This is a genomic window from Chondromyces crocatus, from assembly GCF_001189295.1.
GTDB lineage: Bacteria > Myxococcota_A > Polyangia > Polyangiales > Polyangiaceae > Chondromyces > Chondromyces crocatus.
In genome coordinates, this window is the sequence record NZ_CP012159.1 from 7,593,716 (window position 1) to 7,619,254 (window position 25,539).

The 25,539-nt window shown below is 69.4% G+C and carries 21 protein-coding genes; 13 read left to right on the forward strand and 8 right to left on the reverse strand.

What is annotated here, in order from left to right:
* Positions 1-30 precede the first annotated feature (30 nt).
* The 3 genes from CMC5_RS27210 to CMC5_RS27220 all read right to left on the reverse strand — a co-directional run bounded on the left by CMC5_RS27210 (position 31) and on the right by CMC5_RS27220 (position 5,096).
* Positions 31-657, reverse strand: a complete 627-nt coding sequence (locus CMC5_RS27210) for an ABC transporter ATP-binding protein (protein WP_050433138.1) — start codon at positions 655-657, stop codon at positions 31-33.
* The gene (locus CMC5_RS27215; protein WP_050433139.1) at positions 654-1,919 is read right to left on the reverse strand and encodes a hypothetical protein; all 1,266 of its coding nucleotides are present in this window, start codon (positions 1,917-1,919) and stop codon (positions 654-656) included. The genes CMC5_RS27210 and CMC5_RS27215 overlap by 4 nt, the downstream gene beginning before the upstream one ends.
* Positions 1,920-2,963: 1,044 nt before the next feature.
* Positions 2,964-5,096: a hypothetical protein gene (locus CMC5_RS27220; RefSeq protein ID WP_050433140.1), complete on the reverse strand. Its 2,133-nt coding sequence runs from the start codon at positions 5,094-5,096 to the stop codon at positions 2,964-2,966.
* A 258-nt stretch (positions 5,097-5,354) separates the two neighbouring features.
* Here CMC5_RS27220 and CMC5_RS27225 point away from each other — a divergent pair, with 258 nt between their 5' ends.
* On the forward strand, positions 5,355-5,741 hold the full coding sequence (locus tag CMC5_RS27225) for a hypothetical protein (protein WP_050433141.1): 387 nt from the start codon (positions 5,355-5,357) through the stop codon (positions 5,739-5,741).
* Between the two features lie 31 nt (positions 5,742-5,772).
* On the opposite strand, the gene CMC5_RS27230 is transcribed toward CMC5_RS27225, so the two are convergent.
* Positions 5,773-7,056 carry a hypothetical protein gene (locus CMC5_RS27230; protein ID WP_050433142.1) on the reverse strand — a complete coding sequence of 428 codons (1,284 nt, stop codon included), beginning with the start codon at positions 7,054-7,056 and terminating at the stop codon, positions 5,773-5,775.
* Between the two features lie 251 nt (positions 7,057-7,307).
* On the opposite strand from CMC5_RS27230, the gene CMC5_RS27235 reads away from it, so the two are divergent.
* From CMC5_RS27235 to CMC5_RS27255, 5 genes are all read left to right on the forward strand, one after another.
* Entirely contained in the window at positions 7,308-7,928 is a 621-nt protein-coding gene (locus CMC5_RS27235) for an OmpA family protein (RefSeq protein WP_050433143.1), read from the forward strand.
* A complete protein-coding gene (locus CMC5_RS27240; RefSeq protein ID WP_050433144.1) occupies positions 7,925-8,443 on the forward strand; it encodes a hypothetical protein in 519 nt (172 codons plus the stop codon). The genes CMC5_RS27235 and CMC5_RS27240 overlap by 4 nt, the downstream gene beginning before the upstream one ends.
* On the forward strand, positions 8,440-8,679 hold the full coding sequence (locus CMC5_RS27245; protein ID WP_050433145.1) for a hypothetical protein: 240 nt from the start codon (positions 8,440-8,442) through the stop codon (positions 8,677-8,679). The genes CMC5_RS27240 and CMC5_RS27245 overlap by 4 nt, the downstream gene beginning before the upstream one ends.
* Complete coding sequence (locus CMC5_RS27250) at positions 8,676-9,158, forward strand: hypothetical protein (RefSeq protein WP_050433146.1); 483 nt, start codon at positions 8,676-8,678, stop codon at positions 9,156-9,158. Before CMC5_RS27245 ends, CMC5_RS27250 begins: the two co-directional genes overlap by 4 nt.
* Positions 9,159-9,531: 373 nt before the next feature.
* The gene (locus CMC5_RS27255) at positions 9,532-10,530 is read left to right on the forward strand and encodes a discoidin/SUN/FTP domain-containing protein (RefSeq protein WP_050433147.1); all 999 of its coding nucleotides are present in this window, start codon (positions 9,532-9,534) and stop codon (positions 10,528-10,530) included.
* A 60-nt stretch (positions 10,531-10,590) separates the two neighbouring features.
* Here the strand turns inward: CMC5_RS27255 and CMC5_RS27260 are convergent, their stop codons facing one another.
* Together CMC5_RS27260 and CMC5_RS27265 are read right to left on the reverse strand one after the other, a co-directional pair.
* The gene (locus tag CMC5_RS27260) at positions 10,591-11,343 is read right to left on the reverse strand and encodes an SDR family NAD(P)-dependent oxidoreductase (RefSeq protein WP_050433148.1); all 753 of its coding nucleotides are present in this window, start codon (positions 11,341-11,343) and stop codon (positions 10,591-10,593) included.
* Between the two features lie 689 nt (positions 11,344-12,032).
* Positions 12,033-12,557 (reverse strand): hypothetical protein, encoded by a 525-nt coding sequence (locus CMC5_RS27265; RefSeq protein WP_050433149.1) that lies wholly within the window; start codon positions 12,555-12,557, stop codon positions 12,033-12,035.
* Positions 12,558-13,026: 469 nt separating this feature from the next.
* On the opposite strand from CMC5_RS27265, the gene CMC5_RS27270 reads away from it, so the two are divergent.
* From CMC5_RS27270 to CMC5_RS27290, 5 genes are read left to right on the forward strand one after another with little or no spacing between them, the layout of a single operon-like run.
* A complete protein-coding gene (locus tag CMC5_RS27270) occupies positions 13,027-14,187 on the forward strand; it encodes an efflux RND transporter periplasmic adaptor subunit (protein WP_169796670.1) in 1,161 nt (386 codons plus the stop codon).
* Positions 14,184-15,665, forward strand: coding sequence for a TolC family protein (locus tag CMC5_RS27275; RefSeq protein ID WP_050433151.1), 1,482 nt, complete (start codon positions 14,184-14,186; stop codon positions 15,663-15,665). Before CMC5_RS27270 ends, CMC5_RS27275 begins: the two co-directional genes overlap by 4 nt.
* A complete protein-coding gene (locus tag CMC5_RS27280) occupies positions 15,662-18,892 on the forward strand; it encodes an efflux RND transporter permease subunit (RefSeq protein WP_050433152.1) in 3,231 nt (1,076 codons plus the stop codon). The genes CMC5_RS27275 and CMC5_RS27280 overlap by 4 nt, the downstream gene beginning before the upstream one ends.
* A complete protein-coding gene (locus tag CMC5_RS27285; RefSeq protein ID WP_050433153.1) occupies positions 18,889-19,935 on the forward strand; it encodes a sensor histidine kinase in 1,047 nt (348 codons plus the stop codon). Before CMC5_RS27280 ends, CMC5_RS27285 begins: the two co-directional genes overlap by 4 nt.
* Positions 19,928-20,725, forward strand: coding sequence for a LytR/AlgR family response regulator transcription factor (locus CMC5_RS27290; RefSeq protein WP_050433154.1), 798 nt, complete (start codon positions 19,928-19,930; stop codon positions 20,723-20,725). The genes CMC5_RS27285 and CMC5_RS27290 overlap by 8 nt, the downstream gene beginning before the upstream one ends.
* Before the next feature lie 5 nt (positions 20,726-20,730).
* On the opposite strand, the gene CMC5_RS27295 is transcribed toward CMC5_RS27290, so the two are convergent.
* Entirely contained in the window at positions 20,731-21,753 is a 1,023-nt protein-coding gene (locus tag CMC5_RS27295) for an isopenicillin N synthase family dioxygenase (protein ID WP_169796671.1), read from the reverse strand.
* Between the two features lie 539 nt (positions 21,754-22,292).
* The gene (locus CMC5_RS27300) at positions 22,293-23,258 is read right to left on the reverse strand and encodes a Yae1 family protein (RefSeq protein WP_050433156.1); all 966 of its coding nucleotides are present in this window, start codon (positions 23,256-23,258) and stop codon (positions 22,293-22,295) included.
* 343 nt (positions 23,259-23,601) lie between these two features.
* On the opposite strand from CMC5_RS27300, the gene CMC5_RS27305 reads away from it, so the two are divergent.
* Entirely contained in the window at positions 23,602-24,147 is a 546-nt protein-coding gene (locus CMC5_RS27305; RefSeq protein ID WP_063796659.1) for a cytochrome c-type biogenesis protein, read from the forward strand.
* Between the two features lie 123 nt (positions 24,148-24,270).
* Positions 24,271-25,437 (forward strand): hypothetical protein, encoded by a 1,167-nt coding sequence (locus CMC5_RS27310; RefSeq protein ID WP_050433158.1) that lies wholly within the window; start codon positions 24,271-24,273, stop codon positions 25,435-25,437.
* Positions 25,438-25,539: the final 102 nt, after the last annotated feature.

The window sequence follows — 25,539 nt, forward strand, 5'->3', positions numbered from 1 at the left end:
GCTTGTAGCAGGCCCGTCGCGGCGGTGTCTTCAGCCCTGGACGCGGCCCTCTTCGAGACGGACGTGTCGTGCGCCGATCGCATCAGCGAAGGAAAAATCGTGCGTCGCCACGAGCACCATGGCGCCCTGAGCAGCGCGCTCGCGCAGCAGCGCGATCAGCATGGTCAGCCCAGCTGGATCGAGTCCGTTCGTGGGTTCATCGAGCACGAGCAACGTGGGGTCGCCAACCAGGGCAGCCGCGAGGCACGCGCGCCGCCGCTGGCCGAGCGAGAGGCTGCCCATGCGCAGATCGAGAGTCGAACGCGCTCCGACGCGGTCGAGCACGGCTCCTTCGAGCGATGGGGCGCGCTTGAGCGCTGCGACCAGCGCGAGCAGCTCGCGCACGGAAAGGTGCGGCGGGGCAGCGGCCGCCTCGGGCAGGTAGCCGAGACCTGCGCGTGCGGGGGCGTCTCGGCCCAGGAGCGACGTGCCGTGCAGCACCACGGTGCCGGCCTCGGGCTCGATGAGGCCGGCGACCACTGAGAGCAGCGTCGATTTGCCCACGCCATTGGTGCCGACGAGCGCCACCCGCTCACCCGGCTCGATGCCGAGTTCCACGCCCCGGAGCACCTCACGGCCGCCAAAACGTTTGTGAAGCCCCTCGATGCGCAGGCTCATCGCGCCGTGCCTCCTGAATTTCGCGCGCAGCGCGGCGGAGGAAGCACCGCAGCCTTTCGCGCCGAGAGCGCGGCGAGGGCGATGCTCAGCCCGGCGATGGGCACGATCGCCACCTCTCCGAGCCAGCCAGCCAAGGAAACCGTGAGCCCTGAGAGCAGCAGGACGCGGATCGAGCCCACGCGATCCCGACGCGGTCCTGCGACGAGCGCCTCCCGCGCGTGCCACACTGCCATCACGCCGAGCGAAGCCCCCCAGAGGGTGCTCTCCACCACGAGCCTCACGACCAGCGTAGGGCTCGCTCCGAGGCCGAAGGCCGTCAGCCCGCCGTGGGCCCATCCGAGCAGCGCGCCTCCGACGCCCGACGCTCCAGCCGCACCGCGGGTGCGCAGGCCACCGGAAACCCCGAGGGCGTCGAGCAGCCAGGCCTGCGCTTGCTCCGCCCGCAGCACGGCAGCACCGATCCCGGCCCCCCCGACCGCGAGGGTCACTCCCGCGATCTGCAGCGACAGGGCGCACCGTTCTGCCGGCACCTCCACGTCATGCCCCCGGATCGCGAACGGTGTGACGAGCCCGCCGAGCAGCGCGAGCACCATGCCCCGCAGGAGTACCCCTGGCTCGGCCCGACGTGCCACCCGGAGCAGCGCCACCGCGAGCGCGGCCGGCGCCCAGTGCGGGAGCCCCCCCCCTCGAGCGCTCGACGTCCGCTCGGGTGCGCGTCGCCACGCAGCCATCACACCCAAGGGTGCCACGAGCGCGGCGAGCGGCGCCGAGGCCTCACCCGGCAGCGCGGCGACCACCACCAGCACCACGGCCGCAGCGAGCTCCGTCAGCCGAGAAGAGCGCGCAAGGAGCAGGCCGTGCAGACCGACGGCCACGGCCAGCGCCCCCATCCCGGCGAGCCCCCCCTCGCCCCTGCCCCACAGCACGCCCCAGGGCGCGTGGATCACCGCCAGGTGCAGCCCGGTGATCCCCAGGAAGACCCCTCGGTGCACCGGAAGCGCCCGCAGAAGGAGCGCCTCGGGCAGCTCCACCACCGCCCGTGCCACGTGCGCCGTGAGGAGCAGCCACATGGAGAGCAACCCCAGCGCCAGGGCCGGAGAAGCCTGCGCAGCGCGGGTCACGGTCTCGGCGCGGAGGCCGTTCGGTCCGAACAGCACGGGGAGCACCAGCAAGAGACCGAGGTACAGCGGTACGGCGCTCGGCGCGGCGGCACGCGCCGCCGTCGTCGTCAGCACCCGGAAGAGCAGCAGATGCGCGCTCACGCCGGCTCAGCGCATGCGGCCGAGGCGGCGAAGCCCGGCCCCATCCGATGACCCGAGCGACGCCCCCTCCAGGAGCCGGACGCCACGAGCCTGCCGAAGTCACGCGAACGCATCGAGCACCGTCTTCCGCTTCCGCCGATCCCTGAACTTACCACACGGCATCCCTCCCCTCGGATGCAGGGGCTTCCGTTTCACCAGCGTTCACGCATCGACGAACCAGATCGCCAAGGATGAAGCGCCTCGAGCCTCGCCGAAGCGCACACTTCCAGGTGGCCGAGCCTCCACGCATCTGCTCCGTTCGACGCCTGGACGCTGCCTCTGCCCCTGCCCCACCTCACGGCAGGCCCCCCCGCCACGGTGCGTGACGGCACAGCGCACACGCCCTCAGGTCCGCGACGCGAGCTGGCTCACCGCGGCGCCTTGCACCGCTGAATCGAGCCCAAATTCAAACAATTACCGCTAGTTGGATCGGATCCCGATAACTTCAACCACTGCGGGAACCATCTCGCTCAAGCGCTCAGATCAGGGCGAATCCACAAGTTCAAGTCGATGGATCTTCTTCGGTTTTTCGACGAACCGCCGGCAGAGAGCGTCGCTCCATTCAATGGATTGAACCGGCCGTCTCCCTGCCCCTACGTTCAGCGGGCCAGATTCCCGTTCAAAAACCTCGAAACAACTACCGAGAATCAAGCTAACCACATGAAATTAAACAACTAACAAATCGGATCAACACCGATCCGCCATGACGGCTTGCGGACGTGAAAGCTTGCCCCCCAGCGCCCCCCGCAACGATGGAAGCCAGCACTCCGTGAAGGGCTCATCGCCTTCGCGTGGGTCTCCCGCTCCAACCACCAGGGCGCCTCCAGCAGCCCTGGCTCCGCGGCACCGCGCGCACGGGAGCGCTGTCCTCCTTCACGCACGCCGACGTTCGCCTGAGGCCAGGGCCTCGGTCAACTTACTGACAGCGCCTTGCAGCTCACCGACAGCACCCCGCCACCGGACGACGGGGAGCGAGTTCGGCGGCAAGCTCGACGCCGTCGAGGGCTACTCTGCTTGCCCGTCGTCGCCGGTCCAGGCGCCTGGCACGGCGTTGGCAATCAGGATCGACCCCGCGCAGACGAACAGCCAGCGCTCACAGGGCATCCCCGGGAACCGATCGAGGCATTGTGCTGCGCTCGTGCCGATGCGGACGAGGTTGCCGTTGCCTCCGGTCAGCCCCACCACGAGCTGGGCCTCGTCGAGGAACGCAGCCCCGTGGACCCTCAACCGTGTCCCCACCGTCCCCCCCGGAGGCGGCTGGAACGTGTCCGGGTAGGTGACGCTCGACAGGCTCTTCCACGGCTCCACCTGGAAGACCTCGCTGCCCTTCGACGACACCATGGCCACGCAGGTGCCATCGGGAGAACGCACCAGCCCATCGCCCGCCTGGCAAGGATGCAACAGCCGCCAGGCGTGGGTCGCCGCATCGAAGTCCAGCACCCCTCGCTGCCCCAGCGCGAGCCAGCGATCCCCATCGAGCCACGCCACGGCGTGCACCTCCTCCGGCAACGGAGGCAGCGCTTCCATCACGCCCGTCGCGGGGAACACGAGGGCGGCGCGTCCACGCTGTCCGGTCACCAGAAGCCGACGCCCCACCCCGTCGAACGCGGCAGCGAGCGGCGCTTCGAAGGGAAGCCGGGTCGGCTCCTGGAGCCCCACCAGCCAGACCCCTCCCTCTTCCAGCACGGCCCAGAGACCTGACGAGGAGGCCGCGAGCGAGCGTGCCGAGGGGCCCACCGTCACGAGGGACTCGCGGCCTGGAACGAGCTTCCCGGTCTGCCCGTCCAGCTCGCAGAGCGTCCCCCGCCCATCGAGCACCGCCACCCGCCCATCGCCCGTGCCGAGCGCCACCACCTCGGCGTCGCCACTCCACCGCCACCGCGGCGCGTCCTGCGCGTGGGCGAGCACAGCGCAGTCGTCGGCGATGAGCGAGATCCCCTCCGTGAGCTCGGCGGACACCCGCGCTCGGGAGGCGGAGCGTGTCCCCGACAGCGCGGCGCAGGCGGGCCGGACATGGATCGTCTGGCGGCGGGCCTTGGCGCTGACGCGCTTGCGTGGCAACGCGGTGAGCTCCTCACCGGGCACCCCGAACAGCACCAAGGACCCGCGCAGCTCACGCGCCACGACGAGGATCCCTGCGTCGCTCCATCGAAGGAAGCTCGTCCCCTTGCGCGGGGGCAAGCACCTCGCGGGGACCTTCACCAGCGCGTCGTCGGCAGGGTCGTAGAGCATGATGCCACCGCTCGTGAGCTCGAGCAGGAGGGTGCCCTGAGGGCCAGGACCCATCGTCTGGATCGACATCCCGGCGAGGTGCTGGACGAGGTCTGCCTTGCCGCGGCGCGCCTCCACGAGCGCAGAGCGCTCGTCCAGGAAGAAGAACCCGTCCTGGTCCACGGGGACCGGCGTGAACCGCTGCCACCAGGGAGCGCGCATGCGAGGCTCGAAGGTCGTCACGAAGCGCCGGCCATCCCACTCCAGACCGTGACCATCCCAGAGCAGCACATCACAGCCATCCCCGAGCTGGATCACGCGCATCGAACAGCGCTCCGAGCCACTCTCGTCGGGCCGCCGGTAGGGAGGGACGCTCCGCTCCTCGACCCACGCACCGTCGCGCAGCACGTAAGGGTGATGGCGCTCGTCGATGCCGGAGAACCGCGGCAAGAGGACCGGCATCTCTCCGACGTAAGCGACATCGTCGACGTTGTAGGCGTGCGCCCGCTCGGAGCTGCGCGTCACCTCGTCGAGCGGCCTCAGCGCCTCGTCCCAATTCGGCGGCGGCACCGGCTCCGGACACTCCAGGGACGGGAGCGTGTCGGCCCCGGACTCGTAGATCCGGAGGAAGTACGTGTGCCGTGGAGGGGCGCTGTCCCCTGGGCTCTCCAGGTCCGGGTCGAACCGTGGGTCCCGATCCCTGTACCCGTGCACCAACCAGCGACCACGCCGGCTTCGCGCCGCGTGGAACACGCGCCCCGTCAGCGCATGGGTGACCACCTGGGGCGGCCAGGTCTGCACATCGACGACCACCGACGTCCCGGTGGCACCGTCGCTTCCTCCGTACGAAGACGAAAAGATCAGCTCAGCCCCTGAGAAGGCCGCGAGGTCGGGGAGGCTCAAGGGAACCGCGAACGGAGGTTGCATCGTGCCCTCGGCCCGAACGTATCCCGGACCCGGCCGGGGGCCCGCGGGATTCCGACCAGCGCACAACGATGGCCAGCGCTCACGGAATGGCGGTTTCCGGAAGCGGGATTACCCTGGTTCGACGACTCTCTTCGACCCGAGGGCTGTCCAACCGAGGATGGCAGCCCTAGCTGTCTCCGTGGACCACGGCGTGTCCGCCGACGGCCGACAGCGGCTCCCCTGCCGCAACCTCGGACCGGCCGGAAAAACGAGGGGTTCATGGGAATCCAGCCAGAACGAATCGCGACGTCTCAGGACCGCAGCATCCAGCCCTACCTGGACAGACTCTGCCGCCACCTGCGCCAGACGCACCACGCGGCAGTCTTCCGCTACACCGAAAGCGAGCTGCGCGCGCTGGCCGAGGCTGGCATCGCGCGCGCCCGGCGCCACGGCTTGACCTTCCAGCCAGCCATCACCTTCTTCGTCACCCTGCAGTTCGTCATCGCACCCGACTTCGACGAGCACCCCCGGATCCGGCAGATCCTCATGGATGAGCGCCTACCACCGGACGAGCGGATCGACGTCCTCGCCGTGAGCGTCCCCGAAGCCACCTGGCGCGAGGCCGCCCGCGCCAGGGGAGCTCGTGGCGAGGCCGCCATTCAGTGACGACGAGGCCTCTCGCGCCCCCGAACGCACCTCACAACGGGACGACGCTCAGAGAAGCGGGCGCGTTGCCATTCGCGAAGAGGCCATGCAGATAGTAGAGGCTGGAATCCGCCACCACGAACGCGAAGGGGGAGTGCTGTTGCGCCACCAGCGCCTGGGTCGGGCAACCTCCCGCCTTGGGGCCCTTCATGATGAGCATCGTCCCGATGCCACTCTCCATCCCATTCGTGAAGACGAAACCATCGCGAAGCACGAGGTGATGTGCGTTGACCGAGGCGTCCGAGATCACCTCGGTCTCTCCCCCCTGCTTCGGAATGCGAAGGACGGCATCGCCAGGGCCGCTCCTGTCGATCCAGTACACGTGGCTCTCGTCGACGGCGATCCCGGAGATCACCTCGCTGAACTCTTCTGGACATGGCGTCGATGCGAGCACCGTGAGTCCGCTTCCATTGAGGTTCGCGCGCATCACGGCAGAGGTCGTGGTCCAGTAAACGGCTTGCGAATCGACCACGATGTTCCGTACCCACTCGTCGTAGTGAAAGCTTCCCCGGGGCAACGAGGCCAGCCGCGTTGTTGCGCCTCCGTCGAAAGGAGCAGTCATCACGGCGGCTCCTGATGTCCCATCGTACGTCCAGTAGAAACGCCCCGTCGCCGTGTCGGCGATCATGTCGGAGACTTTCCCGGTCAGATCCGAGGTGCTCCAGAGGGTTCCCTGCGCGCCACTCAGGGTGTCGCGCCACTGGATCGTTCGGCCGAACTCGACCCAGTAGACTCTTCTCCCTCGGATCATCAGCTTGCCGGGGTTGACCCCCGTCACGACCACCTGCTCTGCCCCTCCCTGAAGGGGCATACGGGTCACCGTTCCCTGATTGAAGGTCGCGATGGGATAGGTGCTCCAGTAGAGAAAATCCCCTGCGATCTGGAGATCTTTGGGTCCCTGGATGCCTTGCACCAGCAGCGTCGGCGTCGCCCCCCCACCAGGCAAAGGACACGCCGCCGTCCAACGCTCGTCGCAGGCCAATGCACTCCCGCCAGAGCCCCCTGCGCCGCCACCACTCCCGCCAGAGCCCCCTGCGCCGCCACCGCTCCCATCCGAGCCCCCCACGCCGCCACCGCTCCCATCCGAGCCCCCCACGCCGCCACCGCTCCCATCCGAGCCCCCCACGCCGCCACCACTTCCGCCGAAGCCCCCGGCGCCTTCCGGAGGGTCGCCCGTCGTAGAAGTCGTCGACGTGTGCTCCGAGCTGCACCCCAGGAGCACGACGAGCAGCGCGGACACGGAGATGAGAGACTTTGCATGGAACGCTCGGAGCATCGTCAACCTCCCGGTGGCTGGCTGCCACACGTCCGATGGACGACCGTGCGCCTGCACCCATGCAACGAGAGGCGTCGGAATCCTGCTTTTCGCGCCTCGACCCCGCCTGCAATGCAGCTCTGCACGCCTGTCGTGCGGAGTTACGACGCGCACCTCCCAGATGCCGCTCACGACGGGATCCATCGACAGCCGACGATTCCGCGTTGTTTTGCTCCTCGCGGGAGCAGCCGACTGGACTAGGGTCGGCGTCGATGCGTTCCCGTTACCCTCTCTTCGGGATCTTCGCTGCCCTGCTCTCGGCCACGGCCTGCGTACCTCGGTACACGCAGTTCCACGGAGAGACGATCGTGGGCGTCGGCGAAGAACTGAACTGTCCACCTCCAAGACCTCCGCCTCAGAGACCACGCCGGCGTGTGACCCTCGGGAAAGAGCGGCTGGAGATCAACGAGAAGATCCAGTTCGCCGTGAACCAGGCCGTGATCTTGCCGGCGTCTTCGTCGCTCCTCGACGAGATCGCACAGACGCTGAAAGAACACCCGGAGCTACCGAAGATCGAGGTTCAGGGTCATTCCAGCAGCGAGGGTGACCGGAACAAGAACAAGACCCTCTCGCAAGCACGCGCCGAGGCCGTGGTGAAAGCCCTGACCGATCGCGGTGTGAAAAACGAGGTGCTCACCCCCAAGGGCTTCGGCTCCGAGAACCCCGTCGCCAGCAACGACACCGAGGAGGGACGCGAGAAGAACCGCCGCGTCGAGTTCGTCATCGTCTACCCGGAAGGCCCTGGCGGTCCTCGGGGTCGGCGAGGTGGACCCGAAGGTCGGAGACCGACGGACACCGAAGGCGCTACGCCGCGAAAGGATGGTGCGAAATGATGCGTACGCTCTGCATCACCCTCGGCGTCGTGACGCTGAGCGGCTGCATGGTCGACAAAGGGGGCGGCGCGACAGCCCGCACCCCCGTGGAATGGCAGTCGCTCGTCGGACAGCAAATCGACGCGCGCTCCGACGCGCTCTACGCCTGCTACGCTCAGGCAGAAGCAGCATCTCCGGATCAGCCGCCCCCACCTCCGCCAGGTCCCGACGCCAGGCGTCCCCGCCGGCGCGGCCAGTCTCCCACGGGCGAACCAGTCCCTCCGAAAGAGTCCAAGCTCGTCGTCGTCCGGCTCTTCGAAAGCGTGTTCGTCGGCGAATCGTTCGTCGCCTCGCAAGCCCCGGGACGTCACGGCACCCCGATCGACGACGCCCTCTCCCGCTGCGTCGTGGGAGCGCTCAGCGACATCGCCCTTCCGGCCGGCGACAAGAGCCGCGGCGTGGGCACCTGGTGGATCGTCTTCGACCCCGCCAAGCTCGTCACCACGAAAGCCCCAGCCGCCCAGGAGGCACCATGAACAGCCACGCATTCCAGCAGCGCAAGCGCCTCACGATGGCCCGAGCCGCGGTGTCACTCGTGCTCCCCCTCGGCCTGCTCGCCTCGATGACGGGCTGCACCTACTCCCCCTACGTGCGGGTCGAGGGGGACACCCTCGTCGGCGGCCAGCTCCCTCCACCGCCCTCCTGCCCGCCCTCACGCGCCTTGCCGCCTCCCGCAGACGGCGATCCCGCGTCCCAGGAAGGTGCCCAGTGAAGCGCCTCGCCCTCGGTTGCCTCGCCATGCTCGCCCTCTCGGGTTGCTACGCCCGCCAGGGCACCATGCTGCGCACACCGCAGCAGTGGCAGCAGGCGATCACCCACGCCATCGACGAACGACAGCACCTCCTCCGGTTCTGTTTCAACGAGGCCCCCCCCGAGCCCACGACCGTGACCGTGCTGTTCTACGGCTACCCCGACGACAGCGGCTCACAGATCCTGCAAGCGTCCGTCTACCGCCCTGCAGGAGCCACACCTCTGCCCCCGGCCGCGGCCGCGCTCTCCGAGTGCGTGGTCAACACCCTCAACAACACCCTCGTCATCCCCGGCGACGACGGCAACGCGGTCCAGGCCACCTGGCGTCTCACCTTCGATCGCGGCGCCCCGGCCCGCATCACCGCGAGCCCTGCAAGCGCGTCGACCAGCGCCGCCGCAGAACCTCCCGCCAGCGCGCCGACGACACCTCCGACCCCGTAGTCACGCGTCCCCCACGCCAAAAGCACCCTCCCATCAGGAGCCCATCCGCGACGGAATCGCGCTCCGCCGCCATGAAGAACGCGCGTCCACGCTCTCCATCGCCGTCCTCGAAGCCCCCCGCGCAGGCCCACCGACCAGGGCACTCACGATCTCGAGGCCTGAACGAAGAGGGATCTCGGTCCGGCTTCCTCGACGCACGATCTCGGCGTTGTAGGATGCGCTCGGGCAACCTGTTGCGAGCCGTTTAGCTCACCGCAGGCCCGACGGAGAGGATCGAGCAATGCAATCGAAGTCACGATGGGGTGGACTGACGTCGTTATGCGCGCTGGCGCTCCTTGCATGCGGCGAGACCAGTTCGGAAGACGAAGAGCTCATGCTCGACATGGGCATGGCCTCCCAGGCCTCCTGCGGTGTGGCAGGAACCAGCAGCTTGATCCCCACGATGTCCGGCAACACGAGCCCATCGGGAAGCGTCACCAGCAGCGGCGTCTATTCATCGAGCTATTCGCCCTGGCAGGCTCTCGATGCGACGACCGCCACCCTCTGGCTGTCGAACATGTACGCCTCCTCGGTCTGGCTCGCCTACGAGTGGGGTGGAGGCGTCGCCAAGACGGCGACCTCGTACCAGATCACCTATGCCAACGGCAGCTGCTGCGAGCAGCGCGGCCCCAAGAACTGGACGCTCCAGGGCTGGAACGGCGCATCCTGGACCACCGTGGATACGGTGACGAACCAGACCGGATGGTACGGCAATCCCATTCGCACCTTCGAGGTCGACCATCCAGGGTCCTTCACGAAGTACCGGCTCCACGTGACGGCGGACAACTACAATGACCCCGGCCATCCGATCACGCTCGTCTCCATTGCGTCCCTCCAGCTCCAGGGCCGCGACGTGGTGTCGCAAGTTCCCACGATGTCTGGCGACACGAGCCCGTCGGGGCTCGTCACCAGCAGCGGTGTCTATTCATCGAGCTATCCGCCCTGGCAGGTGTTCGACGCAACCACTGCCACGCTCTGGCTGTCCAACATGTACGCCACCGCGGTCTGGCTCGCTTACGAGTGGGGTGGAGGTGCCGCCAAGCCGGTCACCTCGTACCAGATCACCTACGCCAATGGCAGCTGCTGTGCACAGCGCGGTCCCAGGAACTGGACGCTCCAGGGCTGGAATGGTTCGTCCTGGATCACCGTGGACACGGAGACGAACCAGACCGGATGGTACGGCGACCCCATCCGCACCTTCGAGGTCGACCGGCCCGGCTGCTACACGAAGTACCGGCTGCACGTGACCGCAGACAACTACAACGATCCCACGTACCCGATCACGCTGGTGTCCATCGCGAGCCTGCGACTCCAAGGCCCCGAAGCCCCCTGAGGTCCCCCCCGCTCGGCGTGACGGCGCGACGCCTTCCCGCCGACGAACCTCCTCCCGCGCTCACCGGATCGTGTAGCCGCCGTCGATCACGAGCGACGCGCCGGTGATGTAGGACGCCCAGTCCGACAGCAGGAACAGCACGGGGCGCGCGATCTCCTCCTGACGCGCCCCACGCCCCAGGATCGTCCCGCTGATGAACCCGGCATAGAGCGCCTGCCCTTCCTTCACGTGATCCCAGATCTCCGTCTCCACCGGCCCTGGCAGCACCGCGTTCACCCGGATGTTGCTCGCCGCCGCATCCAGAGCGGCCCCCTTGGTCAGCCCGATGATCCCGTGCTTGGACGTCACGTACGCGGTCATCATCGGCGCCCCCACCATGCTCAGGACTGACGCGCAGTTCACGATCGCGCCTCCGCCCGTCTTCTGCATGGCCTGGATCTCGTACTTCATGCTGACGAAGACGGCGTTCAGGTTGACCGAGATCAAGTCCAGGTACTCCTGGTGGGGAACCTCGTCGAACCGCTGGAATGGACCTGCCGTACCGGCGTTGTTGAATGCGCCGTCCAGCCGCCCGTACTCGTGGACGGTGCGCTGGACGAGCGCAGCGAGGCTCTCCTCTTGTGTGACGTCGGTGCGCACGAACAGCGCGTGTCCCCCTTCCGAGCGGATGCGGGCGACGAGTTCCTCGCCCCGGTCGGCGCGACGGCTGGCGGCGACGACCTTCGCGCCCTGGCGTGCCGCTTCCACTGCGGTCGCCGCGCCGATCCCCGAAGTCGCGCCGGTGACGATGATGACTTTGTCTTTGAGCAACATGGATCTCCTCGTGGCCACTGGCCTGGTGATTGAATGATGCAATCATCCGTGCGAGGGACGTTCCCCGGGATGGAGCACGTCCGACGCCGGAACATCCGGGTCCTCTCCGTGATGCGATGGCCTGACGACCGTATTCAGGGCTGCGCGGGGACCGTTCGCCACGAGGCGACACCGGCCAGCGACGTTCTCACCAACGCCACCGCACCGTCCACCTGCACACCGGAGATGGAACGAAGCACGTCCGCCTTCCTGTGCGGCTCATCCTGCCGGTGCGACCGCCACCAGCAGCGCCATGTTAGCCAGCTCAACGGAGAGGACAAGCCTCCAGCATGTCCCTCTTTCGGGATATGCGATCGGAGATCGCGGATCTCTCGGTCCGCGAGGCATGCATCGAGCGCTGGGCGGGGTCGCAGGGGAAGCGCTGGACGCCCTGATTCACACGGCAGGGGCACGCGCCCCCGCCGCCCCGCCGAGCAAAGCTCGTCGGGGCCCCACCACCCCGCGATCCACTCGGGAAATCAGGCATGTCTCGCCGCTTCGGGCCTGACGTCGGTGCATCGAGAAGCGGGCGAAGTCTCCGGCCGTGTGCATGAGGAGGCCATCGCCCCTTGAAGTCGTGTCCTGGGAGGGAACGCCCGCGCGTGAAGACAGGGGCGCGACGACGCCAGCCGGCGCCGTCGCGCGGAGGCTCAGATCTTCACGCAGGTCGCCGCATTGTTGAACGTGCTGCAACCACCGCATGAGCTGCTGCAGAAGAACGACGACGCGGCGTACCCGCTGGGGCAGACCGTCCCGCAGGTGTTGAAGCTGCTGCCGGTATTCGCCTCGCAGGTCGCCGCGTTGTTGTAGCTCGAGCAGCCACCGCAGGAGCTGCTGCACAGATACTGCGTCGGGTGATACCCGCTCGGACAGATGGTGCCGCACATGAAGAAGCTGCTGCCCGTGTTGGGCTCACAGTTCGCGGCGTTGACGTACCCGATGCAGCCGGCCCCGCACGACCCCGAACAGAGGTACTGATCGGGGTGGTAGCCGCTCGGACAGGCCGTCCCGCAGATGAACAGCTCGGACTCGGCGGTCCCCACGGCCTCCTCCTCCCCCTCGACGATCGCGGAGGACGGGTCATCGACGAGGTCCTCCTCCGGCGCCACGGCGCAAGCGACGGCGAGCGAGGCGAACACGGACAGAGCAGCAGACGCGAACAACTTCTTGATCATGACGGGGCTCCTGAGCATGCCGCGCCGATGGACGGGCATCTTCGAGGGGTTCACGACGAACGTGGCGCCAGCGCAGCGAGGCGAGCAGCTCACCGCGCACACCGGCCCACGGACGGCAGCCGACGCACGATGACGAACCAGAACGCATCGATGCACCCGCTGCGGTTCGCGCCATGAGCAGGGCGCGTGCCAGCACACCATGGGAGAGAGCACCGCAAGGACGCGCACGAACCTGGTCGCCATCGAGGCAGGCCCCGTTGTGCGAGCGCTGCGCAACTGGAGCGAAGATCACGCGACCGGAGCGCCGTCGGCACGCCCTGCCGCCAGCGCGCAGCGTCCCCCAGCCTGACCGCGGCCCGTCCCCCACCGCGGACGGGTCGTGCTCGCGAGGGCCCCCTTCGTCGCCCCCAGCCCACGCCTCGTCAGGCTCTCGTGGCTGGCGTCGATCCCCCCCTCTATGCCAGAGACCATGGTTCGACCGACACGATGCGCCGCTGCTGCGCTGGCGTTGTTCGCGGCCACCGCGTGCACCGATCCCCCCCCCAGCGAGGCACCGACGAGCCCACGCGAGGCCCCCGCCACCCTGCGCGCGGAGGCCCGGACCTTGCCCCGGACGCGGTCGTACGTCGGCACCCTCGTCGCCCCCCACGACGCCACCTTGTCGACGACGAGCGGCGGTCGGGTCGAGGCGTACACCTTCGAGGTGGGCAAGCGCGTCCGTGCGGGCGACGTCCTGATCCGGCTCGGCGCGACCGAGCTCGCCTTCGCCTCCCAGGCGGCTGCCGCGAGCGCCACCCAGGCCGCCGCGCGCATCGCCGGCGTGAAGGAGCCGGCCGAGCTGCCCGGCGTGCTCGCGGCCAGGGCCTCCCTCGACATCGCGGAGGACGCCGCACGCCGCGCCGCGCAGCTCCACACCCAGGGCTCGATGAGCGAGCAGGAGCTGACCCGCCTCCGCACCCACGCGACCGCCGCCAGGGCCGAGTACGACGTCGCCCTGTCCGGCGCGAAGGCCGAGTTCGGGAGGCTCCGGGAACTCCAGGCCATGGCGGGCCAGGCGCGCGCCGCTCTCCACGACCGAGAGATCCGCGCCCCCTTCGACGGCCTCGTCCTGGAGCGGTTCGTCGATCTCGGCCAGATGGCCGCGCCCGGCACCCCGCTGCTCCGCCTCGTCGACGCATCGGAGATCCTCGTGCGCTTCGAGGTCCCTCAGTTCGACGCGCACGAGGTGGTGCTCGGGCGGCGCGCCACCGTGCGGCTCCAGGGCGCGCCGCTGAGCGCCGAGGTCGCACGCCTCACCCCCGGCCTCGTCGGAGACGCCAGCACCCGACGGGTCGAAGCCAGGCTGCTCGACCCCCCCGACGGAGCGCTGCTCCTGGGCGCCCGCCTCACCGTCTGGCTCGACACCGCCGAGAACGAGGAGCTGGTCGAGGTCCCCCTCTCTGCCATCACGCGGACCGCGGGCCTCTCGCGCGCCTGGGTGCTCATGGAGGGGCGGCTCGAAGAGCGCCTCCTCTCCGTGGCGCGCATCGAAGGCGATCGCGTGCTCGTCCGCTCGGGCATCCGTGGTGGCGAGGAGGTGGTGAAAGAGCCGCTCGCCGACTTCAAGCGCGGGGAAGAGGTGGCCCTGTGACCCCGCAGTCCCCTGCTGCCCCCCACACACGACGGCAGACCCGCGCATGCCTCACGCGCGTCGCCCTCGTACTCCTCGGCAGCCTCGCGTCTCCCTCGGCCCTCGCCCAGCCCATGCCCGCCGCGCCTCCCGCGTTGTCCCCCTCGGCCCTCGCCCCGCCCCTCACCCCACCGGCGCCTGCCGTCACCGGGGCCATCCTCCTCGACGAGACCACCGTCGCCGCCATGGCCCTGCGCACCCACCCCAGCGTCGACGCCTCCAGGGCTGCCCTCGGTGCCGCCCGCGCCGCCGCCACCGGCGCCGACCTCGCCCGCATCCCCGAACTCGACCTCTCCGCCCGCTACACCCGCTTGAGCCGCATCCCCGCGGAGTACACCACCCTCGGCGGCCTGGTCTTCCCGCAGCTCCTCGACAGCCTCGGCGCCCGCGCCCAGCTCACGCTCCAGCTCACCGACACCTTCCTCGGCCTCGCCGCGACGGCGCGGGCCGCTGGCCACGACGCCAGCGCCGCCGCCCTCAAGCTCGTCGCCACCCGCGCCCAGGTCGCGTACGACGCCCGCCTCGCCTTCCTCGACTACTGGAGCCGCTCCCTCGCCCTCGTCAACGCCACCGAGCTGCTCCGCGCCGCCGAGAGCAACGCCACCGACCAGCGACGACGCAAGGCCACCGGCACCGTCGCCCCCAACGACGTCCTCCCCTTCGAGACCGCCCTCGACGACGCCGCCATGAACCTCGAGCGCGCCCGCGGCGACCTCGCCGCCGCCGAGGCGACCTTGCGCATCTACATCCCCGACCTCGTGGGCAAGCCCCTCGCCGTCCGCCCCTTGCCAAGCATCCCCGAAGGCGCCCCTCCGCCCGCCACCCCGAAGCCCACCACCATGCCCCCTCGGCTGGCTGCCCTCGAACACCAGGCCCGCGCCGCGGACGCCCGCACCGACAGCGCCTCCCTTTCCCGGCTCCCCCGCCTCACCCTCTACGGCGCCGCCGACATCAGCGCCCCCAGCCCCCGCGTCTTCGTCCTCGACCGCCTCGTCGCCATCCCCACCTGGGAGGTCGGCGCCCGCCTCGAATGGTCCCTCTCCCAGGCCACCGTCGGGAGCGCGCGCACCGCCCAGGCCCGGCACGAGCACCGCGCCCTCGTCGCCCGCCTCGCCGCGGCCCGCCTCACCCTGGACGCCGAGCGCGAGGCCACCCGCCGCCTCCTCGAAGCCGCCCACGCCCGCCTCCAGCGCGCCCGCGACCGCGTGGACCACGCCACCGAACTGGCCCACGCCCGCCGCGGCGAACTCGACGCAGGCACCGCCCTCCCCCTCGACGTCGTGCTCGCCGAGACCGACCTCGTCCGCGCCCGCAACGAGCACATCGCTGCCCACGTCGAGCGCGCCATGAGCCGCGCCAAGCTCGACTTCCTCGACGGCCGCACCGACTTCACGCCGCCGAACGCGCGACCGAACGCCCCCCCGAAGGGAACCCCGTGAAAGCCCTCGTCGCCCTCTTCATCCGCCGCCCCGTCTTCACCTGGGTGCTCATCCTCGGCAGCATCGTCCTCGGCCTCACCGGCCTGCTGAAGATGCCCGTCGAGCGCTTCCCGAACGTCGACTTCGCCTACGTCTCCGTCTCCGTCTCCGCGCCGGGCATGTCCGCCGAGCAGGTCGAGAGCGAGATCGCCACCCGCATCGAGAACGCCCTCGGCACCGTCAGCGGCCTCGACCGGCTCGACTCCACCTCGTCCGAGGGCCACGCTTTCATCGCCGCCCAGTTCGTGCTCGGCAAGGACTCCATGGAAGCGGCCAACGAGGTTCGCGACCGCATCTCCCGCCTCGCCGAAGAACTCCCCCCCTCCGCGCGCCCCCCCAGCGTCGAGACCTTCAACGTCAACTCGGCCCCCATCCTGCTCCTCTCCGTGCAGAGCCCCGCGGGCGCCCGCACCCCGCGCGAGCTGACCGAACTCGCCGACACCACCCTCCGCCGCGAACTCCAGAGCATCCGCGGCGTCGGCGACGTCCGCCTCATCGGCGGCGAGACCCGCACCCTCTCCATCGTCCTCGACCCGCTCCGCCTGCTTGCCGCCGACCTCACGGCCCAGGAGGTCCAGCGCGCCCTCGCCCAGGAGAACCTCGAAGCGCCGGGCGGCAGCCTGACCGACGGCGCCCAGGCGCTCGGCGTCCGCCTCTCCGCCAAGGCACGGACCGCCGCCGACCTCGAACGGATCCTCGTCGCCAGGCGCGGCGACACCTCCATCCGCCTCGCCGACGTCGCCGACGTCGACGACGAAGGCCTCGCCGCCGACGCCCGCGCCAGCCTCACCGGAAAGCCCGCCGTCCTCCTCGCCATCACCAAGCAGCCTGGCGCGAACACCGTCAGCGTCACCGACGACGTCCGCGCCCGCGTCGACGTCGCCCAGCGCTTCCTCCCCGACGGCGTCGAGGCTCGCATCCTCCAGGACAACAGCGAAGACGTCCGCGCCTCCGTGGCCGCCGTCACCGAGCACCTCCTCCTCGGCGCCCTCCTCGCCGCCGTCGTCGTGCTCCTGTTCCTCCGGAGCTTCCGCGCCACCCTCATCGCCGGCCTGGCCATCCCCGCCTCGATCCTCGGCACCTTCGCCGTGACCCACGCGCTCGGGATGACCCTCAACCTGCTCTCCCTGCTCGGCCTCACCCTCGCCGTCGGCATCGTCATCGACGACGCCATCGTCGTCCTCGAGAACATCGTGCGCGTCATGCAGACGCGGAACCTCTCGCCCGGCGAGGCCGCCGTCGAAGCCACCCGCGAGATCGGCCTCGCGGTGCTCGCGACCACCCTGTCCCTGGTCGCCGTCTTCCTGCCCATCGCCACCATGGAAGGCATCGTCGGCCGCTACCTGAGCCCCTTCGGCCTCACCATGTCGGTCTCGATCCTCCTGTCGATGGCCGTCGCGTTCACCCTCACCCCCATGCTGTGCAGCCGCTGGCTCGCGCCACCTCGACCCAGCGCCGAACCCGAGCGATCCAGTTCGGCCCCCGCGCACGCAGCACCCACGCAGCCCGGAACGCCCGACCTCGCAGCAGCCTCTCGCCGGGATCCCACGCCCCTCGCCCACGAGCACACCCACGACGGCCCCCTCGAGCGCCTCTACGCGCGCGCGCTCACCTTCCTCCTTCGCAGGCGCTGGATCGCTGGCGTGGGCATCACGCTGACGCTCCTCTCGACCGTCGTCCTCGTCAGCCACCTCCCCACCACCTTCGTCCCGACCGAGGATCTGAGCCGGTTCTCGGTCTATCTCCGCCTCCCCGAGAGCGCCTCCCTCGACCGCACCGCGCAGGTCGGCGAACAGATCGCCACCCTGGTGCGCGACCTCCCGGACGTGGACGAGACCGCGCTCACCACCCTGAGCGCCCGCGAAGCCACGGTGACCGCGTACCTCTCCCGCCGCGGCGTCCAGTCGCAGCGCATCCAGCAGATGCGCGAGCGCCTGCGCGCCCCCCTCACCGAAGAGCCCCTCCTCACGATGGTGGGCCCCGCCGACGACTTCGCCCCCCCCGGACCGGAAGGCGCGTCCATCCAGTTCGTCATCCGCGGTGCCGAGCTGAACGGCCTCCAGCAGATCGCCTCGGCGCTCCTCGACGCCGCCAAGGGCCTCGAAGGCACCGTCGATCACGGCATCACCAGCGGCGGCGGCAGGCCAGAGCTCTCCCTCCGCGTCGACCGCAGCCACGCCAGCAAGATAGGCGTCTCCCAGGCCGAGATCGGCAGCGTCCTCGCCCTCATCGACCGCAAAGGCGTCGATCTCGGCAGCGTCCGCGACCCGCACAGCCGCGCCGAGATCTCCGTCCCCGTCCGCCTCCGCGTCGCCTCCAGCACCCTGAACCACGAAGATCTCGTGCGCACCCTCACCGTGCGCAGCGACCAGGGACAGCTCGTCCCCCTCGCCACGCTCGCCGAGATCGAGCGCGACGTCGGACCAGGCTCCATCCGCCGCGTCGGCCGCCAGCGGCAGGTCACCCTGTTCATGAACACCGTGCCCGGCACCTCCGACAGCACCGTCATCGAGGCCCTCCACAAGAAGCTTCGCGAGCTCGATCCCACCGGCCGCTACCAGGGCGAGGTCATCGGCAACGCCAGCGAGATGCAGAAGACGTTCAACGCCTTCCTGACGGCCATCTTCCTCTCGTTCGTGTTCATGTACCTCGTCCTCGCCGCCCAGTACGAGAGCTGGCTCCACCCGGTGACCATCCTCATGTCCTTGCCGCTCACCGTCCCCTTCGGCCTCCTCTCGCTCCTCGTCGGCGGGCAGAGCTTGAACCTGTTCTCCGCCCTCGGATTCCTCGTCCTCTTCGGCGTCGTGAAGAAGAACTCCATCCTTCAGATCGACCGCATCCTCCAGCTCCGCGCCGCTGGCGTCCCTCGCCACCGCGCCATCCTCGACGCCTGCCGCGATCGCTTGCGACCCATCCTGATGACCACCATCGCCTTCGTCGCGGGCATGCTCCCTCTGGTCATCTCCAGCGGCCCGGGCGCCGCGACCAACCGTGCCATCGCCGTCGGCGTCCTCGGGGGACAGACCTTGTCGCTCGTCCTCACCCTCCTCGCCACGCCGATCCTGTACACCTGGTTCGACGACCTCGCGCGCATGGGAAGCACGACATGGACAGCCCGCCTGAGATCCCTCCTGACCCGCAGCGAAAAGCGCCGACCGAACGACGGGCTGGAGGCCCCCTGCGCGTGAGCCGCCACGTTCCGTCGCCGAACATCCTGCAAGCCTTCACGGTCGGCGCCATCGTCTCGGTCTTCCCCTCCCTGATCCGGCTGATCGGCGGCGGCATCGATCCCGGGACGGCCCTCTATCAGCTCGTGGCCCTCGTCGTCCTCTGCGGGCTGTCGATCGCGGTCATCGGCGTCGTCTTCCAGCGCGCCACCCGGCGCGGCGTCGCCCTTCTCCCTGCCAGTTTCCTCGCGCTCGCCGCCACCATCCCGCTCACCGCGGCCCTGTACCTGGTCGAGTTCGCCCTCAAGCGCAGCTACCCCGAGCTGCAGGTACCGCTCAAGCCCGAGCCCCTCACCCTCGGCTACACCCTCGCCACCGCGTTCGGCGACTCCATGAGCATCAGCTTGTTCATGTCCTCGCTGGTCTTCCTGCCCATGTTCGCCCGCGTCCACGAGGAGCGGAACAACGAGCTCGAACTCGTGAAGCGCGAGGCCGCCCTCCTTCGCCTCCGCACCCACCTCGAACCGCACTTCGTGCTCAACTCCCTCAACGCCGTCGCCGGCCTCGTCGAAGAAGATCCCGCGCAAGCCCGCGAGCTGCTCGCCGCCCTCGGCGACCTGTTCCGCGACGCCACCGGCTTCCAGGCCGTGCACCGCGTCCGCGACGAAGTCGCATGGCTCGAGCGCTACCTGACCATTCACGAACTCCGCTACCCCGACAGCTTGCACGCGGTGTGGGACATCGACGACGCGACCCGCGACCTCGTCTGCCCGGCCCTGATCCTTCAGCCTCTCGTGGAGAACGCCGTCAAGCACGGCGCCTTGCGCGGCGGTGGCCACGTCACGGTGCGCGCCCACGTCGACGCCCAGACGCTGGTCCTCACCGTCGAAGACGACGGCCCTGGCCTGGGCGCGCTCCGCGACGGCGGCCGCGGGCTCTCCATCGTCCGCCGCCGCCTGGAGCTGGAGACCTTGAGACCCGAATCCTTCACCCTCCGCCGCGAGCACGAGCGCACCGTGGCCAGCGTGCGCCTCCCCGTCCGAACCGGAGCCCCCGATGCGTGAACCCCTGCGCGCGCTGATCCTCGAAGACGAGTGGCCTGCCCGCAACTACCTCGTCCAGCTCGTCGAACAGTCCGGCCTCGCCCACGTCGTCGCCGCCGTTCCCACGCCCGCCCTCGCCAGCGAGACCCTCTCCACCTCCCCCGGCCCCATCGACGTCGCCTTCGTCGACATCCACCTCGCTGGCGAGCAGGACGCCTCCCGCGCCGGCCTCACCTGGATCGAGAACGTCGCCGCCCAGGCCCAGCAGAACCCGGGCGACTTCATGGCCCCCCGCATCGTCCTGACCACCGCCTCCTCCGAGCACGCCATGCGCGCCTTCGACCTCGGCGTCGTCGACTACCTCCTCAAGCCCTTCACGGAAGGCCGCGTCCGCAAGACCCTGGAGCGCCTCCTCGCCGCCGACCACCGCACCGCCCGCCCCCTGCTCGATCCCGAGATCCGCATCGCCGCACGCGAAGGCCGCTCCGTGCGCTTCCTCGATCGCAAGGACGCCTTCGCCTTCGAGGCCGAAGGCCGCGGCTGCTACGTGCACGCCACCCAGGGGCGCCTCGACGTCGACCTCTCTTTGACCTCCCTCGAAGCCGTGCTCGGCCCGAGCTTCCTCCGCGTGCACCGCAACTGGCTCGTCTCCCTCACCCATGTCCAGGCGATGGATCGCCAGACGGGCGACTGGACCTTGCTCGTCGGCCCTGGCGACCCACCGCTGCGCGTCCAGGTCGCCCGCGACCGCATCGCCACCGTACGCGATCGCCTCCTGGCGAGCGCCATCGGCCTCCGCCGCGAGGGGTGAGCGCCTCAGCTCTGCGCGCGCCGCTCCTGCCCGGGGATCTGGAACTCCTGCCCCTGCAGGTCGAAATCGATCCGCCACCGTCCCTCGTCGATCCGGGCCCGCAGGTAGGGGAAGTCCCGGCAGAGACGCCCCAGAAGGTGCTGCCCCACCACGACCCGCTGCTCGCTCTTCCCATAGACCGGCAGAATCGACACCTCCGTCTCGAAATCGAGGTTCATGAAGAACGGGAAGCTGTACCGCTCCTCCCCCGTCGACACGACCCGGTGCAGCAGCGCCCGCACCACCCCACCCGTCAGAAACTCCAGCATGTCCCCCGCGAGCACCAGCAGCGTGTTCTTGAAGACCGGCATCGCCCCCCACGTCTGCGTCTTCCGGTCGAACGCCGCGAGCCCCGGCGATGCCTGGTGGATGATGGTGAACAGCTCGTAGTCGGTGTGCGCCCCCATGCTCACGTCATCCGCACCCACCACCACATCGTTCGGCAGGTAGTGGATCATCCGGAGCTGCGACGCAGGGCGGGTCGTGTACCGGTCGAAATGGTCCTCGGCGAGCCGTGACCCCCTGGCGATCAACCTCAGGATCTGCGTCCCGATCCGGAAGTTCGCCGCGTAATAAGCCTCGAGCGTCTCTGCCATGCCCGGGACATGGGTCGGATACCTGTTCGGACCAATCAACCTGTAATCACGTCCGTCTCGCGCCCCCGGCCACGCCACGTCGTGACCGATGTCGAACGCCTCGTACACCCGGGCCGTCTCGTCGCTGTACGCCCCCTTCTCGGACGTCGGGACATAACCACGGTGATTGGACGAGTGACCGATGTAGTACTCGAGCTTGGCCCCCATCGGCGACGCAAAGAACGTCTCCGCATTCTCTTTCAATGACTTGAAGAGCCGAGGCGGAACCGCCGCGTCCAGACCGGACAGGTAAAAGTACCCATACGCACGGAGCGTCTCCAGCAGTGTCTCGGGCGCGAGCGTACGGCCGAGAATCTCCGCGTAGTCGAACATCGGGATGGTTCGTATCGTCATGGCGGATCGACACCCTTCTGGATGTGGCCCCGCAGCGCCGGCACAGTTCATTGCGTCGGCATTGCTCTGGGGCATTTCACCACGCCGGCATTGGCATGGGGCATTTCACCACGCCGCCGAAGCATACGCCGAGAATGGCGCTCTGCCAGAGGAGGCCCAATCGCCATGCGTCCGAGCACATTTCTGTGCACACGCCGCCCCTCGCCAGGGGCGTCCGCCCTGGGCTCGTCTCCACGAGCGAATGACGTGCTCGCGTCCATGGCATTCCGGTCCGACGTCCCACGAAGAAGCGCGCGCTACCGACGCCACGCCGCACGTGACGCGCTCGCCGGAGGGCTCACGCCAGACACAGCTTCACCCCCTGCACCGACGACCTTGGCTCGCTCGAGCGGCCTGACGCTCGGCTACGCGCCACCACCACCGTGGCGGCACGCCTCATTCACACGACAGGGGCACGCGCCCACACGACAGGGCACGCGCCCACACGACAGGGCACGCGCCCCCGCCGCCCTGCCGAGCAAAGCGTCCCGTGCTCCCCCTCAGCGGAGCACGTCGGCGGCGCGCTTCGCTCCGAGGACGTTCTCGGCCCACTGGTCCAGCACCGCAGCCTCCGTGCAGCCCTGGATCTGCGTGCGCTGCTCCTCGGAGAGCGCGATCTCGGCCCGGGCCAGCAGCCGCAGGAGCAGGTCCCGCTTCCCTTCCAGCTTCCCCGCCTTCAGCCCTTCGCGCCTGCCCTCGCGCTTGCCCTCGCGCTTGCCTTCCTGCAGGCCCTCGCGCTTGCCTTCCTGGAGCCCCTCGCGCTTGCCCCGGTCGATGAGCTGCTGTGCGAATGCCGGAAACGTCGCCTTGCCTTCCGCCTGCCGTTCCATGATCAGCGCCTCCAGGGCCCTTCGCATGGGCTCACGCAGGGCATTGTAGACGATCTGGAAGTACACCGCAGCGTGCTCGTGGTCGTACCGCCCGAGCGCGCCCAGCACCGCCAGGGCCACCTCCAGCCCTTGCGGACCGTTGCCGTGCGCGGCGGCGGACAGGATCGCCAGCTCCGTCTCCTGCTCCGCCATGGCTTGATCCGTCACCACCGGCACGACGGCTGGACCCATCACCAGCGGATCGAGGCTCCCTCGGCCCAGCCCGAGGTCGATCCGCTCCCCGGCCCACGCGGCGACCTCGGCGTCGGGAGCGACGACCAGCACGATGGTCGGACATTGCTTCTGCGCCCGCGCCACCACCAGGTAGACGGGCCAGGAGTATTTCTTGCGTGGATCCTTGTCGCGCTGCACTTCGAGCACGATCGACAGTACGAGCGCGCCCTGCGCGTCGCGCAGCTCCAGGGCCAGGTCGGCGCGGAACTCCACGGGCGTGAGTTGATCGAGGGACGCCTCGACCACCGCCACGGTCGCGTAGGACGGTAAATCCAGATGGAAAAGGAGCTTCAGCAGGTGAGGCGCAAGGGCCGGCTTCTCGCGGAACATCTCGACGAGCCCGCTGTGTTCGAGCGACGGCATCGGCGCACGCTATCTCTGCCCGACCTTCACCAGCAAGCCGAGGGCCCCTCACGCGCGCAGAAGTGATCACACGATATGACCCGGCTCAGGGTGATTACTGATACCACCTATCAATCACCTGCCAGATGTACCGTGGCATGCGCTGGGTGCAGCGTGGGGTGAGCAGGGTACAGCGTGGCATGCGTTCGCGGTGAGGCGCTGGTGCGCCGTGCGCCTGAGGCTGTCTGCGGTAAACCACCGCAGTGACCTGCGCCTCCGCCCTGGATACGCAGAGGCTCATGACAGATGCGGTGCGCGTCGACGGCGAGGACATCGATTTCGTGCCCGGCACAGGATGGCCGAGATGAGCGGCCCCCTGCAGCGCGCATCAGCCACCAGTTCGCGGACCGCGCGCTCGGCGTCGGCGCTCGCCCTCGTCATGGTCATCTCCTGCCAGACGCTCATCGCCTGCCAGCCGAAGCTGCCGTCGGGGTCGGGTGAGCCCAGCAGCCTGATCCCCGGGGCTGCCGCCGTGGAGAGCCGACTGCTCGCCCCTTGCTGCTGGGTGCAGACCCTCGACGTCCACGAGTCGGAGCTTGCCACGGCACTTCGCGGGGAGATCCGTGATCGACTCCGCCGGGGCGAGCCGGCGCGGTCCATCGAAGACGACTTCGAGGCCCGCTTCGGCGCGCGCGTCCGTGCGCTGCCGAGGGAGGGCGCCCCGCAGAACGTCATCCCCCTCCTCCTCGGGATCGGCATGGTGCTCAGCGCCATCGGCCTCGCCTGGGTGGTGCGGCGGTGGCTCCAGGCGTCGGCTCGACCCCTGCAAGAGGACACGCCCCGTGGGTCCGAGAGGGACGACTACGACGAGCGCCTGGACCAGGAGCTCGCACGCCTGGACGATGCCTGACCTGGCCTTGCGCTGTATGACGTCCCGTCGGGTGTCGACGCGCAGCGCCGAGGTCTCGCACGCCGTGATGTCCTCAGATACCCGCTCGCCCGAGGGGCCTCGGTGCGCGTACCCTCGCCCCCCATGAGCGAGACCTTCCACTTTCGCACGCTGGCCGTGGAGGGATGTGACGTCGTCCTCGAGGTCCGTCCCACCACAGCCGGAAATCTCTGCGCCATTCCGCTCACCCGCTCGTTCTTCACCATCCTGCTCGCGGAGCGCGGCGGGCCACCGACGATCGACCAGAGCCTCGATGTCTCGTGGCTCCAGGCCAATCTGGACGAGTTCGTCACCGGGGTCGTGCTGGAGAGACGGGGCGGGGCGATTTACGAATCCGATCTGCGCACCACTGGGACCCGGTATCAGATCCCCATCCAGCACCTCCAGCCCACCGTGACCCTCCGCGCGACGATGCGCACCGAAGCGCTGGCCGCGAGGTTCTCTCCAGGTTCGTCGGATGGCACGACGGCCTTCGACATGTGGCCCGAGGACCCGAAGCAAGCGTCGCAGCTCCTGGAACGGCACGATCCCACCGAGCCCTTCGGCCCCTTCCCCGACGCTGCGACGAGAGCCATTCCGGCCATCCTCGCCCACCTCCCGCGCTGGAAATCTCATCTCACCTCGCTCCTCTGCCGGACGACGGCGGACGCTCAGATCTCTTTGAGCTTCTCTGATGCAGGGGTGCCCTACCGACCGGGCTTCAAGGCAAGGATCCAGCTCAGCGTCCCGTCGCTGTCGACCCTGGATGGCAGGCGGCGTGACGAGCACGTGTCCACCACCCTCCTGAACGGCACGCTGCGTCCCCCCTTCGCCGATCACTGGTTTCGCCAGTACGTCGGCGCCGACGATGCCGCCCCCGAGCTGATGACGTTCATCGACGAGCGAGAGATCGAGTCCCCCGAAGCGACGTACGCCCGTCTCGCCCGGACCCTCGAGGCGCCGGCCGTGGACGCGCTCCTCACGCGCGAAGGCGTCTTCGGCCTCATGGAAGACGTCGTCGCCTCACGTCCCCCCAAGCAGCGTCCACCCAACCACGCCCGCCTCGGGAACGGCGTCGCGCATCCTCTGGGTGTGGGCTGGGCGTGGGAGGCCGAGCCACAGAAGCTTCTGTGGCAGCGCGTCGCCGTCCACGCCGTGCTCGGGGCCCGCGAGGACGCCCGCGCCGCGCTCGAACAAGCCCGCGCCAGCACGAAGAGGCCACCCCCCAAGGAGTTGAAGCGCCTCATCGCCTCGCTCGACACCCCGGCCTGATCTCGCTCGACGCCCCAGCCTGACCTCCGTCGACGCACCGACTCGACCTCGCTCGACGCCCCGGCCTGAAGGAGGTTTCCCTCTCCACCACACCGTCACCGG

Coding starts and splice junctions, on each gene's coding strand:
- CMC5_RS27210 (WP_050433138.1), bottom strand. CDS start 657: ATGAGCCTGCGCATCGAGGGGCTTCACAAACGTTTTGGCGGCCGTGAG.
- CMC5_RS27220 (WP_050433140.1), bottom strand. CDS start 5,096: ATGCAACCTCCGTTCGCGGTTCCCTTGAGCCTCCCCGACCTCGCGGCC.
- CMC5_RS27225 (WP_050433141.1), top strand. CDS start 5,355: ATGGGAATCCAGCCAGAACGAATCGCGACGTCTCAGGACCGCAGCATC.
- CMC5_RS27230 (WP_050433142.1), bottom strand. CDS start 7,056: ATGCTCCGAGCGTTCCATGCAAAGTCTCTCATCTCCGTGTCCGCGCTG.
- CMC5_RS27235 (WP_050433143.1), top strand. CDS start 7,308: ATGCGTTCCCGTTACCCTCTCTTCGGGATCTTCGCTGCCCTGCTCTCG.
- CMC5_RS27240 (WP_050433144.1), top strand. CDS start 7,925: ATGATGCGTACGCTCTGCATCACCCTCGGCGTCGTGACGCTGAGCGGC.
- CMC5_RS27245 (WP_050433145.1), top strand. CDS start 8,440: ATGAACAGCCACGCATTCCAGCAGCGCAAGCGCCTCACGATGGCCCGA.
- CMC5_RS27255 (WP_050433147.1), top strand. CDS start 9,532: ATGCTCGACATGGGCATGGCCTCCCAGGCCTCCTGCGGTGTGGCAGGA.
- CMC5_RS27260 (WP_050433148.1), bottom strand. CDS start 11,343: ATGTTGCTCAAAGACAAAGTCATCATCGTCACCGGCGCGACTTCGGGG.
- CMC5_RS27265 (WP_050433149.1), bottom strand. CDS start 12,557: ATGATCAAGAAGTTGTTCGCGTCTGCTGCTCTGTCCGTGTTCGCCTCG.
- CMC5_RS27270 (WP_169796670.1), top strand. CDS start 13,027: ATGGTTCGACCGACACGATGCGCCGCTGCTGCGCTGGCGTTGTTCGCG.
- CMC5_RS27290 (WP_050433154.1), top strand. CDS start 19,928: ATGCGTGAACCCCTGCGCGCGCTGATCCTCGAAGACGAGTGGCCTGCC.
- CMC5_RS27295 (WP_169796671.1), bottom strand. CDS start 21,753: ATGACGATACGAACCATCCCGATGTTCGACTACGCGGAGATTCTCGGC.
- CMC5_RS27300 (WP_050433156.1), bottom strand. CDS start 23,258: ATGCCGTCGCTCGAACACAGCGGGCTCGTCGAGATGTTCCGCGAGAAG.
- CMC5_RS27305 (WP_063796659.1), top strand. CDS start 23,602: ATGAGCGGCCCCCTGCAGCGCGCATCAGCCACCAGTTCGCGGACCGCG.
- CMC5_RS27310 (WP_050433158.1), top strand. CDS start 24,271: ATGAGCGAGACCTTCCACTTTCGCACGCTGGCCGTGGAGGGATGTGAC.